This is a genomic window from Acinetobacter sp. YH12235 (assembly GCF_013417705.1).
Lineage (GTDB): Bacteria > Pseudomonadota > Gammaproteobacteria > Pseudomonadales > Moraxellaceae > Acinetobacter.
The window spans coordinates 12,254-28,071 of record NZ_VPDL01000026.1 but is presented as its reverse complement, the minus strand read 5'-3'; the positions used below and the strand labels follow the sequence as shown (position 1 = coordinate 28,071).

Sequence of the window (15,818 nt, the reverse complement as noted above, 5' to 3'; positions counted from 1 at the left end):
ACATATAAGAAAATGAGCTCCGAATATTCTTTCAAAGCTCAAGCGAAAAATTAATATTTGAATTTTACGGCCACACTGTAATTTGCCGGTGCACCATAGAAGCCTTGCTGATTCGGGAAATTAAATAAGTATTTTTCATTGGTCAGATTATTCCCGTTGGCCTGCAAAGTAATGTGATCATTGAGTTCATAACTGGCCATCAGATTCACAAGCGCATATGCATCCTGTTTGATAATGCCTGCTTGTTGGGTAACAACACCCTCTGTAGCAGCTTCAGGAACTTCTAGATAAGTTTTATCCTGCCATTGCACACCAAGGCCCAGTTTCAGTTTTGGAATCTGTGGCACCTGATAGGTGGTCAGAAGATTAAAAGACTGATTAGGATTAAAGGTACGGGCATCACCACCGTTGATCAGATCTTTAAGACTAAACTGAGTATAGCCAAAGCTTAGATTTAAATGATCCGTTAACTGACCAGCCAAACCAAATTCATAACCTTGTGAACGTAGATCACTCACCTGGGTTTTACGTAAAGTCGGGATACCGTCAGAATCTCGCAACGGATAATTGCTTTGTTCTGTTCTGAATACGGCCATGCTGGCGGTGAGCTTATCATCTAGCCAGGAACTTTTAATCCCGGCTTCATAACTTTCACCTTCAACCGGTTTATTAACACTGCCATCCAGAGCTTTAGTTGTTTGTGGACGGAAAATTGAGGTATAGCTTAGATAACCTGTATATTCAGGACTAAATTCATAAGTCAGGCCTGCATAAGGTAATAGCTTATTCTCATCATAAATCGTGTCTGTTCCATAACTGCTGCCTGTACTTTCAGCCTGAACATAGTTGGCACCTAAAAGCAGTTTCAGATCGTCAGTCATATGTAAACGGGTGGCGGCATATAGGCTTTGGTTTTTTTGCCGGATGTGCATTTCACCACTGGTTTTTGACATATCCCAAACTGGTTCGGGCGGCGTAAAACTGGATAGATCTGTGGTAAGTGGGTTGGTAAAGCTGCCAGCATAACCTAACTCATTCAGATTGTTTTCAGCCCAGATATAGCCAAAAGATGCCTCATGTTGTTGTCCCCAAAGTGGATAGGTGCCACTAAAACTCAGACTGGCCTGCTGTTCCTTGTTGTCATCAATATACATACCTGGATATAAGAAAATACCTGAAGTACCGTCAGCACCAGGTTTACCGGACAGGAATAAAAGTTTTGAATCCCGTTCAGTCCGTTTTTCCTCATAACTCAGTTTAGCTTTCCAATCAGCGCCAAGTTGTTGTTCGATCTCGGCAAAATAGTTTTTAATATTACTGTCCCAGTAGGCCCAGTCCGGACTGTAATTATAATTTCTTGAATAGCTTAACTGTTCACCTTCAGTATTGATTAAAGGATTGGAACCCCAATTGACACCATTGGGATTATGATTCGTTTCAGTATAACCAGCAGTTATTAAGGTCGAATCAGTCAGGTCAGCCTCAACCACGGCACCAATGCCATTTTTTTCGAGTTCATAGTGATCCAGATAACTATCACCTGTCTGCTGATAGCCAAATACTCGGCCTCTGATTTTTCCATCCTGTGTCAGGGGAGAGGAAACATCTGCTTCATAACGTTGGGTATTCCATGAACCATAACTGGTATTAAACGCGGCCTGAAGTTCCTGAGTAGGGCGTTTTCTAATCATATTAATGGTAGCGCCCGGATCGCCAATACCATTATTTAAGGCATTTGCACCTTTAACGATCTCTATACGGTCAAATAAAAAGCTGTCTGGATTGTCATTATTGTAGTTATAGCCTTCAAGCGGAATCCCAACGCCGTCTACCAATACGTTTGAGATTTCAAAACCACGTGATAGATAGGAAGTTCGTTCGGTCTCCTGGTTACTTACAGTGATCCCCGGTGAGTTGCGGAGTACATCACGGGTATTATCCAGTGCAAAGTCATCTAATTGTTGACGCGTCACTACATTCACTGTTTGTGGCGTTTCCTTAAGAGGAATATTTAGTTTAGAAGCTGTTGCAGAATTTTGAATAATATAGCTTTTAGTCTGTTCAGAGCTTTCTGTTGTTTGTGCTGCATCAGTGACTATCGTGATGGTAGGAAGTTGCTGACTATTTTCTGCAAAACTTTGCTGTGTCATCAATATGGCAAAACTGAGCAAAGATAGCTTGAAAGTTGGATGATTGGTATAAAACATTTTAATGAATGTAAATGATAATAATTATCGCTAATGTTATTGATTAGATATTTTTAAATCAATCTAAATACAATAGGAAATTTAAATTAAAAATTACTCATTGATAGAGGAATACTTTGCAGTTAAAGCAGATTAAAAGAAGAAGGGGTTAAGATTTTGCTTAAAATAAAAACGATTTATTTTAGTAAAATAATATGTAAATTATTGACTTCATATTAATTTTTAAATTTATAAAGTATATTCGCTAAATTTTTTTCATGTAGAGAATGAGATTAATACTCAAATATAAAAAGAAAAATGAAATAAAAAAAAGCCATCACATTGATGGCTTTTTATAAATGATATTGATCAATAAGTTTTATAAGGCAAGAACTTGCCAGACAATACGACATTGACACGGTCGCCATTCGGATTTTCTTCGCGTTGAATATCCATACTAAAATCAATCGCGCTCATAATACCGTCACCAAATTCTTCATGAATCAGTTCTTTAATGGTAGAACCATATACATTCACCACTTCATACCAACGATAAATTAAAGGATCGGTCGGTACGCTGGTTGGCAGGGAACCTTTATATGGCACGATCTGTAGCCATGCAACGGCTTCATCACTTAAGCCAAAAATCTGACCAATCTTTTCTGCTTGCTCTTTATTAAACGCCATCTGACCTAAACATGCAGCGGTTACCCATTCTTTAGAAAGACCAATCTCTTTGGCAACATCTGACCACTTAATTGACTTTAAAACTTTCGCTGAAATGATCATATCAGTTACTTGTTGACGATGGGTAATCATAATCCTCTCCATATTATTCTCAAATGAATGTATGCAGAACGGATAATGCAGATATCATGCCAACAGCATTCTAGAGTTCATGCTAAATAGAAAATGAATATTTAAGCGATTGTTAATTATTTGTGGCATAGCTTTTGCTTCTATTTCGATATACATGGCAACGACGCCATTCACCATTACCTGTTCTAATATTCAAGGCAACGGCGCCTAAGGTCTTCAATGATCTTAGGCGTCTTTTTTTCGAAAAACAGGTCCGTATATTGAAAAAGAGGACGACAACATGGCATATCTTGCTCCTGCGGAGTTTGCAAAAAAAGTAGTAGATGCGGGTGAATCCAAGCTTCATATGGCAACCCGTGATGTTTTGATTCGTGCCTTTATGGCAGGTGCGATTTTGGCCTTGGCAGCCGTATTTGCAATTACGATTGCAGTGCAAACTGGTGTGCCGCTGATTGGCGCATTACTGTTTCCTGTCGGCTTCTGCATGTTGTATTTATTGGGCTATGACTTGCTAACCGGGGTATTTGTATTAACACCGCTGGCATGGCTGGATAAACGTCCTGGCGTAACCTGGGCACGCATTTTAAAAAACTGGGGACTGGTATTTTTAGGTAACTTTACTGGGTGTTTAGTCGTTGCAGTACTGATGGCTGCTGTTTATACCATGGGCTTTGCGACTGATCCGAATCCAGTCGGTGAAAAGATTTCTCATATTGGTGAAGACCGTACCTTAGGTTATGCGGCTTATGGTTTCTCAGGTTGGATAACTATTTTTATTCGCGGCATGCTGTGTAACTGGATGGTGTCTTTAGGGGTGATTGGTGCGATGATGTCAACTACAGTGAGTGGCAAGTTCATCGCAATGTGGATGCCAGTGATGCTGTTCTTTGCCATGGGCTTTGAACATTCAGTGGTAAACATGTTCCTGTTCCCATTTGCCATGATGATGGGTGGTGACTTCTCGATTGCAGATTATTTCCTGTGGAATGAATTACCGGTTGCTTTAGGTAATCTGGTCGGTGGTTTAGCCTTAACAGGTCTGGCACTTTACACCACACATGTACGTACTGGCGCGAAAAAAGAATTCTAATAATGAATCATTTTTAAAGGGATCAATATGATCCCTTTTTTGAGTTTTCAATATGAAAAAAACATTAAAAGTCGCTATTGGACAATATTCTACGGCTGGTATTAAAGATCAGAATCAGGATTTTTATGGCATCTTTTTACCAGAAGGTCATGTACTGAAGCAAAAAGGTATAGCTTGTGCGATTGCCGACGGGATCGGCAGTAGCAATGTCAGTCACATTGCCGCAGAAACAGCCGTCAGCAGTTTTCTCTCAGATTATTATTCGACTTCGGATGCCTGGAGCACCCAGACTTCAGCAGCACGGGTGATTCGCGCCACAAATTCATGGTTATATGCACAAACTCAACAAAGTCAGGGACGTTTCGATAAAGACCGGGGCTATGTCTGTACCTTATCCGCACTTATTTTAAAGCAGCATCAGGCGCATATTTTTCACGTCGGTGATAGTCGTATCTATCGAATCCGAGATGGTGAAATTGAATTATTAACCCATGATCATCGCGTCTGTCTGTCTTCGACAGAACATTATCTCAGTCGTGCCTTAGGGGTGGATTATCGTATTGAAATTGATTATCAAAGCCTTGAACTAAAAGAAAAAGATGTCTTTCTACTCATGACTGATGGGGTTTATGAGTTTGTTACAGACCAACAATTATTAGATTTCACCTTAGCAGCAGATCACTTAAATCAGCTTGCCAAATTCCTGGTTGAACAGGCTTTAAAACAGGGCAGTGATGATAATTTAAGTCTTCAAGTGCTCCGTATTGAGCAGTTGCTTGAACCAGATCAGTTTTATATGCACCAGGATTATGTCTTTCCACCCCAGCTCAGCAAAGGTGAAGCATTTGAAGGCTATGCCATTGACAAAATCCTGCACCAAAATCACCGCAGTTGCCTGTATTTGGCACACGATCATGATCGGCAACCGCTAGTGATTAAAACTCTGGCAGTAGATTTGCAGCAAGATGAACAGGCTGTTGAACAGTTTCAACTTGAGGACTGGGTGTCAAAGCGTCTTAAGCACGAAAATCTGCTGCAATGTTATCCGCATCAATCAGAGAAAAAATATTTATTCCAGAGTTATGAATATTTGCAGGGAGAAACCTTAGATCGCTGGCTGCATCAACAGAAAAAGCCTTTGCAGATGGAAGATATTCTCCCTATTTTGCAGCAAACAGCATTGGCCTTAAATGCAATGCACCGACTGGAAATGTTGCATCAAGATGTACGTCCTGAAAATATTATGGTCTTAAACGTTGATAATACACTTAAAGTCAAACTGATTGATTATGGTTCAACTGCTGTACGAGGTTTAGTCGAAATTAATCCTAAACATGTGAATCGGCCACTTGGTACCTTGGCATTTATGGCGCCTGAATATTTCATTGAACATTCACCATCGATTCAGTCCGATCAATTTTCTTTGGCAGCCATGGCTTATTATTTACTGACTAAACAGCTTCCTTATGGTACAGATTTAGCTCGATGTAAGTCATTGAAACAGATGAAAAAAGTTCAATATCATTCCATTCAAAAATATCGGCCGGATTTACCACTCTGGTTAGACCAGATTCTAAAAAAGGCACTGAATATCGAGCCGATGCATCGTTATGAGGCATTGACTGAATTGATCCATGATCTGGAACACCCATCCAAGGAATTATTAAAATCCAAAGCTCCTACCATGATTGAACGTGATCCTTTACGTTTCTGGCAAATCAGTTGTGCTGTATTAGGACTTTTACTTTTATTAAGTATTGCATGGCCATTTATTTAAGAAGATTGGAGTGAATATAAGTAAAAAATTAGACCGTGTTCTATGCTTTGGGCAGCTTGCGTCACTAGTATATTTACGGCAATCAATCCACAACCAGAAACTACAAGAACTATATCATTACGATTTCAACCACCTTTTAAAATGGGAGAGATAAAAACAAAAAGCAAGGAAATACCATGGCGGCTCAATTTCTCCTATCAGCCTTAAGTACCGTAATCATATTGGCATTTACCGGCTGTACAGTTTCATCCAAAACACCCGTAACAGATAGTTATGGCGCTCAGCCGTCTTTACCTGAACCAAAATCAAGACCGTTTCCGGTCGTCAACATTGCCCCTGCAAAAGGTTGGCCTGAAGGCGTCATGCCGACGCCGGCATCGGGTTTAAAAGTGCAAGCATTTGCACAAGGCCTTCAACACCCGCGCTGGTTATATGTATTGCCGAATGGAGATGTACTGGTGGCTGAAACCGATGCTCCGCCTAAGCCCGAAGATAGTAAAGGCATTAAAGGCAAAATCATGAAAATGGTGATGAGAAGAGCAGGATCATCCTATCCGAGCGCCAACCGTATTAGCCTGTTGCGTGACAGCGATCAAGACGGCATTGCTGATCAGAAAACAGTATTTCTGCAAAATTTAAACTCGCCGTTTGGAATGACCTTAGTGGGTAATATGCTTTATGTCGCAAATACAGATGCTTTAGTGCGATTCTCTTATCAGCCAGGTATGACCCAGATCAAAGAAAAAGGCACTAAAGTATTGGACTTACCCGCTGGCCTCTTAAATCATCACTGGACAAAAAATGTTATTGCCAATCCTGCAGGGACAAAGCTCTACATTACGGTAGGCTCCAATAGTAATGTGGCTGAAAATGGCATAGCTCAGGAAGAAGGACGCGCCCTGATCATGGAATTGGATCTTTCTACAGGTAAAACCCGGCCGTTTGCTACAGGCTTGCGTAATCCCAATGGCATGGACTGGCAGCCTCAGAGTGAAGCATTATGGACTGTAGTGAATGAGCGCGATGAACTGGGCAATGATCTGGTTCCTGATTATATGACCTCAGTAAAAGATGGCGCTTTTTATGGCTGGCCTTATAGTTATTATGGCCAGCATGTGGATACCCGGGTAAAACCGCAAAAGCCTGAACTGGTCGCGAAAGCAATTAAGCCAGATTATGCATTGGGGAATCATACTGCATCACTGAGTCTGACATTTTATAAGGCTAATTTAATATCCCAATATCGTGATGGTGCACTCATTGGCCAGCATGGTTCCTGGAATAGGAAACCTCATAGTGGTTATAAAGTTATTTTTGTGCCATTTCAAAATGGTCAGCCTTCTGGTCAGCCTCAAGAGGTTCTGACCGGATTTTTAAGCAAAAATGGAGATGCATTTGGTCGGCCTGTGGGTGTAGCTACAGATGCTCAAGGCGCAATATTAGTTGCTGATGATGTAGGGAACGTGATTTGGCGAGTATCACCGAATCAATAAATAAGTAGATGCTAATAAAATAAAAGCCTTATAGTCTCTCCCAAAACTATAAGGCTTAGCGGCTGTAGTCTCTACTTTTATCACTTACCATCCCAGTAAGTTCGCTGTCTTTCGACTTTATTATCATTGTAATGCGATTATTATCAGCTTTCCTTGCTGACTCTTTATGTGAAACATAATGTCAAAAATTGAGGAAACAGGATATAGAGTATTTGCTCCAATCGATGTAAGCTTAAACTTACAAAAAAATAATATATTTATACAAAAGTTAACATTATGTGAACTTTCCTATATTTTACAAAGGGCTTTATGACTAAAATAATTTAATTGTAGTAGATAAATAATGTTAAAAAATCATCTTTAAGGTTTTAAACAGCATTAAAATTAAAAGATATGATTTAAGAATCATCTTTTGCTTCAGGTTTGGCAGACAGGGTTCCATGTTATAGAAGATACTTATGAACACTTTAACTAAGGTAATTTATGGATCTGATTTCTCTGCCATATATGTGGTTGGGGATCTGCATGGTTGTTATAGCTTGCTCATGCAAGAATTAGAGAAAGTTCATTTTAATTTTGAGAAAGATCTACTGATTTGTACCGGAGATCTGGTCGATCGAGGTAATGAAAACCTGGAATGTGTTTCATTGGTTAGTCAACCCTGGTTTTATTGCGTTCGCGGTAATCATGAGGAAATGTGTATTAAGGGCCGTGACGATGCATGGATTCAGGATATGCATGCCCAGAATGGCGGTGAGTGGTTCTATCTTTTATCTACCGAAAAACAGGATGAACTCAGTGAAATTTTTTCTGCACTTCCTTTGGCCATTGAACTAAACCTAAAACATAAAAAGATTGGCATTTTACACGCAGATATTGCGCTTAATGACTGGAATGTATTTAAAAAGAAAATTGCAAAAGGTGAAAATAGAATTCCAAGCTTAACTTCAGCATATACCAATGCTCTTTGGGGTAGAGGGAGAATTCGCAATCATTCTTATCGCTATGGAACCGTTAAAAATATCGATGAGATCTATCTGGGTCATACGATTGTAAAAAACCATACTCAAATTGATAATTGCCACTATATCGATGTCGGTTCTGCTTATACGCAGAAGTTGTGTGTTGTTAAAATAAATGATGCAAACTAGGTGCTACAGCAAGAGCCAATTGAAAGACATATCAATAATTTTTACCTTTAAAATTAAATTGATAGCTCATTTTTATAAAAGGCGATCTATATTTATTTTTGAATGAGAAACTGTATTTCGTTCTATTTAATTTTGAGTAAGTATTCATACAATTAATTCAGCTATAGTGAATTTCTCTCATGTTTTACTGAATTTATATCGTTTTACTCATCTCTAGATTCACGTTTAAATGAAGTTATACAGAAATTTGGCTTTATTTAAAAATTTAGGATAGTGAATCTCCATGGATAATCAATTTACATGCTCAATCAAGCGCATCCGTTTCGATGAAAATTATCAACCCGCAGACAACACACGTTTAACAACCAACTTTGCCAATCTGGCACGTGGTGAAAGTCGACAGGAAAATCTGCGCAGAACTCTAGCCATGATAAATCATCGTTTTAATTCATTAGCGACAAGTGATAATCCTAAAGGCGACCGTTATTCCCTTGAAATTGACATTATCTCTGCGGAACTTGATGTTGAAGGCCATGGTCAAACTTTCCCTTTTATCGAGATGCTGAAAAGTACCGTCATTGATCATCAAACCAATGAACGCATTGAAGGCATGACTGGCAACAGCTTTTCATCTTATGTACGTGATTATGACTTTAGCGTTGTATTGCCAACTTTCAGTGATAAAGCTGATGCAAAGCTTGACGACTTTGGTGATTTGCACGGCAAACTTTATCAGCATTTAATTCATTCAGATGTGTTTAAAGCCGAGTTTAAGAAACAGCCGGTGATTTGCCTGAGTGTATCTACCACGAAAACCTATTACCGTACTGCACATGTGCATCCTGTACTCGGTGTGGAATATAAAAATGATGATTATTCACGTACAGATGCATACTTCAGAAAGATGGGCTTAAGCGTTCGCTATTTCAAACCTGAACATGGTAATGCACCGTTGGCATTCTATTTTGCCGGTGACTTATTGCGTGATTACACGGACTTCGAACTTATCAGTGCGATCAGTACCATGGAAAGTTTCCAGAAGATTTATCGTCCTGAAATTTACAACACCAATTCGCCTGCAGGTTTGATCTATCAACCAAGCCTGAATTATCAGGATTATTCGTTGACACAAATCGTTTACGACCGTGTGGAGCGTAGTCAATTAGCAGTTAAGCAGGGCAAATGGACAGAAGAAAATTTTATTAAGCCGTATAAAGACATTCTTGAAAAGTGGGCCGCAAATTTTACTGTAGATAATGCTCATCAAGAGCATACTGCCTGAATGAAGAAATAAATTAACGAATATAGAGATAGAAGATTAGACATGAGCATTTTACTCCCAACATCTACAGCTGGCAGCTTGCCGAAACCGTCTTGGCTTGCCGAACCTGAGCAACTTTGGTCACCCTGGAAACTGGAAGGCGAGCAGCTCCTTGAAGCCAAGCGAGATGCTTTGAGCTTGTCCCTACATGAGCAACTACAGGCAGGCATTGATATCGTCAGTGATGGCGAACAAACCCGTCAGCACTTCGTGACCACCTTTATTGAACATCTGGAAGGTGTGGATTTCGAAAAGCGTGAGACGGTGCGTATTCGAAATCGCTATGATGCGAGTGTGCCATCCGTCGTGGGTGCTGTCGCTCGCAAGAAACCTGTATTTGTAGATGATGCCAAGTTCTTGCGTAGTCAAACTAAGCAGCCAATCAAATGGGCGTTGCCGGGTCCAATGACCATGATCGATACGCTTTATGATGCTCATTATAAGAGCCGTGAAAAACTGGCTTGGGAATTTGCAAAAATCCTGAATCAGGAAGCACTTGAACTCGAAGCAGCAGGTGTAGATATCATCCAGTTTGATGAGCCTGCATTTAATGTATTTTTTGATGAAGTAAATGACTGGGGCATTGCCACATTAGAACGAGCGCTTGAAGGTCTGAAATGTGAAACAGCAGTACACATCTGCTATGGTTACGGTATCAAAGCCAATACGGACTGGAAAAAGACTCTAGGTTCAGAGTGGCGCCAATACGAAGCAATTTTTCCGAAACTGCAAAAGTCCAAGATTGACATTGTTTCACTTGAATGCCAAAACTCTCATGTACCAATGGATCTGATTGAATTGATTCGTGGCAAAAAAGTCATGGTCGGCGCCATAGATGTCGCAACCAATCAAATTGAAACACCAGAACAGGTTGCAGATACTTTACGAAAGGCGCTTCAGTTCGTGGATGCTGACAAGCTGTATCCTTCAACCAACTGTGGTATGGCACCTTTATCGCGTCAAGTCGCACAAGGCAAACTGAATGCTTTAAGTGCTGGCGCAGCTATTGTTCGTCAAGAACTGACAGCCTGAGTATTCATTTGTCTTAAGAGCTGTATAAGGAATACATGTACTTTTACCGCTCTTCATCAAAGCGATAGTCAATTAGGGATTTAAGAGATGATTGAAGCGACTGACTTTAGAAATGCCATGTCCTTACTCACCACAGCAGTGAATGTCATTACAACCTCGGGTGAGACAGGAATGCATGGTTTTACGGCATCTGCAGTATGCAGCGTGACTGATACACCACCGACATTGCTGGTCTGTATGAATCAGTCATCTCGCTCACATGCGCATTTTATCGAGAACAAAATTTTGTCGGTGAATGTCTTGGGTCCACAGCACGAACAGATTTCTAATGCATTCGCATCCAGCAAATTCAGTTCTGAACGAAGATTTCAATTAGGTTCTTGGACAATACTAAAAACAGGCTCACCTGTACTAGGCGATGCATTAGTGAGTTTTGACTGTGAAATCGAGAATATCCAGCAAGTAGGGACACATAGTATCTTTATGTGTCGAGTGGTTGCGATTCAACGGAGCGAACAAGATCAGAGCCTGGTGTATTTTAATCGTACTTACCATTCGGTTGGACAGTTAGAATTTGCTTGAATGAAAATGAGAAAAATGACAATAAGATAATGTGGATTTTCTCATTTTTAAGATTTGTATCGAATTTAACAAATCAAAAGCAATCGATATTCACCCTCATTTTCAACCGGAGCCCGATGTACACAAGGTAGGGCTCTTTGGGCTGGATGATCGACTGCCAATCGCCAAAGATGTCCCTGACCTAAATTTACAGGTTTTGCATTAGGCTTAGGTTGATAATGCAGATCAAAGAAATACTCTTCCAGAAAATCTTCAAATCCGGCTTCTGGGCCATCATATAATTCTTTCAGCTTTGCCCTGATTTCTGGAATCAGAATCTTTTGTTCCACCTGATCATTAGGCAAGATATCGCTTGCAGCGCCATGATAGGTACATAAGAAAGTATCTGTTTCAATCGGTGAGCGATCGACATGAAATGAATAGACATCTGTAGTAATAAAATCAAGCTCATCATCCCGTTCATAGCATTTGAGCAGATTGAGTGAAGGGGAAGCGCCGTAGTCAGTCAGTAGCTGTATATCTTCTAAGATAATCTTTCTTGCCAGATGACCGCTTTCTGACAGCTGGAGTTTCATAAGATCATCAATTGAAACTTCAGTCATATTTTCCTGTAAATGAAGCTTATTCACGATCTCGGCAAAATCACCCGCTAAATTTCTAGACCAGCAAATCGCATTCATCGCACCCTTAAAATCCGAATTAACGAGTTCTGAAAAGTTTGAGACTACACGAATTTGTTTATTGCCTGAAAATTGATTATGCATGCTTAAGTGAAATGACTTATGAACTATGCCTAATATTACCCTTAGATTCCTCAAAATAACTTTATGAGCTCATAAAAAAAGAGATTTTAAAACCTAAAATCTCTTTCCTTTCACAGTATCTTAATTTTCAGCTTGTGCTTTGGCTGCAATATTACTTTTATAGATAAAAAATAGTGCAACAGCTAATAGGGCAATTGCTGCTAGTCTGGATCCATCTAAATGAATCACCGGATTATTCAACCATCCAAAATGATCGATGAGCAGACTCATTAATAACTGGCCACTAATGACGGCGACAGTGGTGGCAGCAGCGCCCAGTCTAGGCATAGCAAATACAATCGTAAGCATATAGGCCACGCCAAAAAATGCACCTGTTAATTGCCATCTTGGTGCGGTGAATAAATTCAATGCATGGTTGGGTTCAAGAAAGAAAGCGATTAGAAAACTGACTAGAGCACCTAAGACAAATGTCAGCCAAGAACTTTCTAATACACCTACTTTAGCACCCAAACGACCATTAATTGAAGATTGAGCACATAAAACTGCTCCGCCAAAAATAACGACTAATAACATTATATAAATCATGGAGAAGCTTCCTTATTGAATAAGCCATAATGCAGCTAAAATAGCTACCAGCGCGCCAATACGATATTTGTCTACAGCCCGTTTATGGCTACCTAACAAACCCCAGTGATCAATAATAAGACTGGTTGCAACCTGGCCAAACAGGATGCCCACCATGGTCAGGCCAACGCCAATATGAGGTGTCGCTACAGTTAAAGCCACTACATATATAGGGCCTAATATACCGCCAGTCAGTTGCCACCGTGGCTGCTTGAACATAAGAGAAAGCTTTGGACGGTTGAAGATCAACCCCAAGGTTAAGAGCAGTGATCCGATCGCGAAAATTCCCAAGGTCGCCCAGAAATGCCCAATTTCTTCCCCGAGTGGACCCAGTAAACCCGCTTCAACAGATAACCCCATACCTGCAAGAACGACTAATGGGAAAATCCACAACTGTTTCATATATGCTTTCCAAAGGAAGAAAGCAACGAATTATATTCTCTTATTTAAAAGCTACAATTCCGCAATTTTTCAAAACATAATTGCTATTATGACAATAATAAAATGATTGAATTAAATTCAGGGATAGATCAAGTATGCAACTCAATGCATTACGCTATTTTGTGATGGTGGCAACGACAGGCAGTTTTTCAGCTACGGCAAAGCATTTTCAGGTTTCATCTTCCTCAGTATCTCGTTTTATTTCCAAACTTGAACAGGAAATTGGGCAACAACTTTTTTATCGTAATACACGCTCTGTTCGGCTAACTGACATAGGAGAAAAGTACTTTGTGCAAATTAAGGAAGTGCTTGATACGCTAGATCTGGCCAATGAAGAAATTTCTGGTAAAAATGCGATCAGAGGGTTAATTCGTATCAATACAGCGGTTGCGCTGGGAAGGCTACATATATCGCATATAGTGAATAAATTGCATGATAGCTTTCCAGATCTTTCAGTCGAGCTGATCTTGACGGATACTTTTATTGACCCTGTACAAGAAGGTGTAGACATTGCCATACGGATTGGCTCATTACAAGATTCAGCATTAATCGCACGCAAGATCTGTGATCAACAATATGTGCTGTGTGCGAGTCCTGCATATCTTGAAAAATATGGAACTCCACATTCCCCACACGAGATTCAGAATCATCAATGTTTGGTGTATAAGGGCGTTTCAGGCAGCCAACGTTGGTATTTCCGTCAGCAAGAGCATGACACTCCGGTTTTAATTGAGCCACAAGGGCCTTTAAGAAGTAATAATGCAGAAGTCTTGGTAGATGCGGCATTGGAAGGACGGGGGATTGTATTATTTCCAACCTGGATTTTTACGGAAGACTATTTTAAAACCCATAAACTGGTTCAACTTCTTCCTGACTGGATCAGTACAGTAGAGCCTTATTCTATAGGGATTCATCTGGTTTCTCCCGAAAACAGAATTCGTTCACAAAAAGTCAGAACTGTGCTTGATTTCATTTTAAAAGAAATTGGAGATCCGCCTTACTGGGATAATATTCTTAAATTATAAAATTTTTATGATCTAATTAGAGAAAGCTTAATTGATTTCTTAGTTATCTTTTTTCGATCAAGAAGGGTTCTAAAGCAGAGCTAAGATGAAAAGCATAAAATGGATGAATTTATACGTTTTTAGATTTCTGATTTTAGATTTTATCTACACATTGCAATTGCAAAATTCTTAACTTTCCTTAAATGTATCTGCATTATTGCTATAAATCCAAAATTAAAATAAAAAAGCCTATCTCATTCGAAATAGGCTTTTTTACCTCTGAGGAATCTTCTCGCCATTTAATTCAGTAAGAATGCTATGGCTTAAAGACTGATAATCATATTATGAGAATATAAATAGTTTTTCAAACATAATTTAAATTTTATTTGGTTAAATTATTACGAATGTCACTTGTGCTTTCAGGATGGTGCAGGAGCTTCTTTTCAATAATCTGTGCTTTCTCCTGAAGAATTTGTACTAATTTTTCCAGATTTACAAAATCAAATCTATTTTTTGAAGCTAATAAAGTAAGCGCTAAAGGTGGCTCTTTAAGAGAGAATTTAACTGGTACAGACAAACCTGCAACTTGAGGATCAAGTTCACCACTAGAATAATAATATCCCTGTTTTTTGATCTTTCTCATTTGTTCCAGAAAAGCGGTTTCATTCTGCACAAATCCTACTTCTGCAAATGCATCTGCATAACGTTGATAATAGTCAAGCAACACTTGTTTCGGTAAATGTGCCATGATGACTTTTGAAGATGAACCTACATAGACAGGACGTGGACAACCGCGTCCGAATGAAAGCAGATGTGCATTTTTAAAGACTTCGTCATGTAAGTCGATACAAGAATCATAATTGAGATGAGTCAATATACAAGAGAACTCAGTCCGTTCGACGATTTCCTGCATAAAGGGAATGCTGATCTGAACCAAAGGATCAGTTTTTCTTGAAATATAATCCAGAACAGCAATTTTCGAACCCAGCGTATAGTCACCGGATGTGCCACTGATTCGCTGTAATAATTCAGCCGATACCAATTCTTTTAAATAGCGATAACTGGTAGGTTTGGAGAGGTTTAATTCTTCACTGATGATATCTACATTAATCACTGAACGTGATAACGAAAATAGATCGAGAACCGTAAGAATTTTTCCAAAACTTGCTTGCGCCATAAAAAAACCTGAAGTGCTGACCATTGAAAAAGATGATGACTCACTTTAGCTTAAAAGAGGGTAGTAGAGGCAACTATTTATCTTAAATTCTCGAATCATGAGGATAGAGGAAGAAAAGATACAAATATTCAGCCTAACTGCCTGTGCAATGATAAAAAATCATACTTATTCTCATATAGAGATATTTTTATTGACAATAAAGCGTTTATTTGAAAAAATTACTTACACAAATATCCAATGATGAATAATTAAGCAAAGCATTATCTTTTGCTTTTTATATTTTCATCAACCAGTTTCAGTTTAATCAGCTGAATATTCTAATTTTATAGACTTTCAACAAGTAAAAATTTTGTCACT

At 39.3% G+C, this 15,818-nt stretch carries 14 protein-coding genes; 8 read left to right on the top strand and 6 right to left on the bottom strand.

The annotated features are described in order from the left end of the window. Positions 1-50 precede the first annotated feature (50 nt). Both FTV13_RS12705 and cynS read right to left on the bottom strand, forming a co-directional pair. Positions 51-2,207, bottom strand: a complete 2,157-nt coding sequence (locus FTV13_RS12705; RefSeq protein WP_180012220.1) for a TonB-dependent siderophore receptor — start codon at positions 2,205-2,207, stop codon at positions 51-53. 348 nt (positions 2,208-2,555) lie between these two features. Then, entirely contained in the window at positions 2,556-3,005 is a 450-nt protein-coding gene (cynS, locus tag FTV13_RS12700; RefSeq protein ID WP_004785763.1) for a cyanase, read from the bottom strand. Between the two features lie 280 nt (positions 3,006-3,285). On the opposite strand from cynS, the gene FTV13_RS12695 reads away from it, so the two are divergent. From FTV13_RS12695 to FTV13_RS12665, 7 genes are all read left to right on the top strand, one after another. After that, the gene (locus FTV13_RS12695; protein ID WP_125278664.1) at positions 3,286-4,095 is read left to right on the top strand and encodes a formate/nitrite transporter family protein; all 810 of its coding nucleotides are present in this window, start codon (positions 3,286-3,288) and stop codon (positions 4,093-4,095) included. A 52-nt stretch (positions 4,096-4,147) separates the two neighbouring features. Beyond that, a complete protein-coding gene (locus FTV13_RS12690; protein ID WP_180012218.1) occupies positions 4,148-5,872 on the top strand; it encodes a bifunctional protein-serine/threonine kinase/phosphatase in 1,725 nt (574 codons plus the stop codon). Positions 5,873-6,048: 176 nt separating this feature from the next. Then, positions 6,049-7,365 (top strand): sorbosone dehydrogenase family protein, encoded by a 1,317-nt coding sequence (locus tag FTV13_RS12685; protein ID WP_179993027.1) that lies wholly within the window; start codon positions 6,049-6,051, stop codon positions 7,363-7,365. A gap of 458 nt (positions 7,366-7,823) precedes the next feature. After that, a complete protein-coding gene (locus FTV13_RS12680; protein WP_180012216.1) occupies positions 7,824-8,516 on the top strand; it encodes a metallophosphoesterase in 693 nt (230 codons plus the stop codon). Positions 8,517-8,799: 283 nt separating this feature from the next. Further along, positions 8,800-9,798, top strand: coding sequence for a putative oxygenase MesX (locus FTV13_RS12675; RefSeq protein ID WP_179993026.1), 999 nt, complete (start codon positions 8,800-8,802; stop codon positions 9,796-9,798). A gap of 42 nt (positions 9,799-9,840) precedes the next feature. Continuing rightward, positions 9,841-10,869: a methionine synthase gene (locus FTV13_RS12670; protein ID WP_180001986.1), complete on the top strand. Its 1,029-nt coding sequence runs from the start codon at positions 9,841-9,843 to the stop codon at positions 10,867-10,869. A gap of 87 nt (positions 10,870-10,956) precedes the next feature. Continuing rightward, entirely contained in the window at positions 10,957-11,451 is a 495-nt protein-coding gene (locus tag FTV13_RS12665) for a flavin reductase (protein WP_180012214.1), read from the top strand. Between the two features lie 65 nt (positions 11,452-11,516). Here FTV13_RS12665 and FTV13_RS12660 read toward each other — a convergent pair whose 3' ends face one another. The 3 genes from FTV13_RS12660 to FTV13_RS12650 all read right to left on the bottom strand — a co-directional run bounded on the left by FTV13_RS12660 (position 11,517) and on the right by FTV13_RS12650 (position 13,241). Continuing rightward, positions 11,517-12,215 (bottom strand): DUF1826 domain-containing protein, encoded by a 699-nt coding sequence (locus FTV13_RS12660; RefSeq protein ID WP_180012212.1) that lies wholly within the window; start codon positions 12,213-12,215, stop codon positions 11,517-11,519. A 120-nt stretch (positions 12,216-12,335) separates the two neighbouring features. Then, positions 12,336-12,800, bottom strand: a complete 465-nt coding sequence (locus tag FTV13_RS12655; RefSeq protein ID WP_034170895.1) for a DMT family transporter — start codon at positions 12,798-12,800, stop codon at positions 12,336-12,338. 12 nt (positions 12,801-12,812) lie between these two features. Next, entirely contained in the window at positions 12,813-13,241 is a 429-nt protein-coding gene (locus FTV13_RS12650; RefSeq protein ID WP_180012210.1) for a DMT family transporter, read from the bottom strand. A 134-nt stretch (positions 13,242-13,375) separates the two neighbouring features. On the opposite strand from FTV13_RS12650, the gene FTV13_RS12645 reads away from it, so the two are divergent. After that, positions 13,376-14,305 (top strand): LysR family transcriptional regulator, encoded by a 930-nt coding sequence (locus FTV13_RS12645; protein ID WP_179993022.1) that lies wholly within the window; start codon positions 13,376-13,378, stop codon positions 14,303-14,305. Between the two features lie 361 nt (positions 14,306-14,666). On the opposite strand, the gene FTV13_RS12640 is transcribed toward FTV13_RS12645, so the two are convergent. After that, the gene (locus FTV13_RS12640) at positions 14,667-15,461 is read right to left on the bottom strand and encodes an IclR family transcriptional regulator (RefSeq protein WP_179993021.1); all 795 of its coding nucleotides are present in this window, start codon (positions 15,459-15,461) and stop codon (positions 14,667-14,669) included. Positions 15,462-15,818 lie beyond the last annotated feature (357 nt).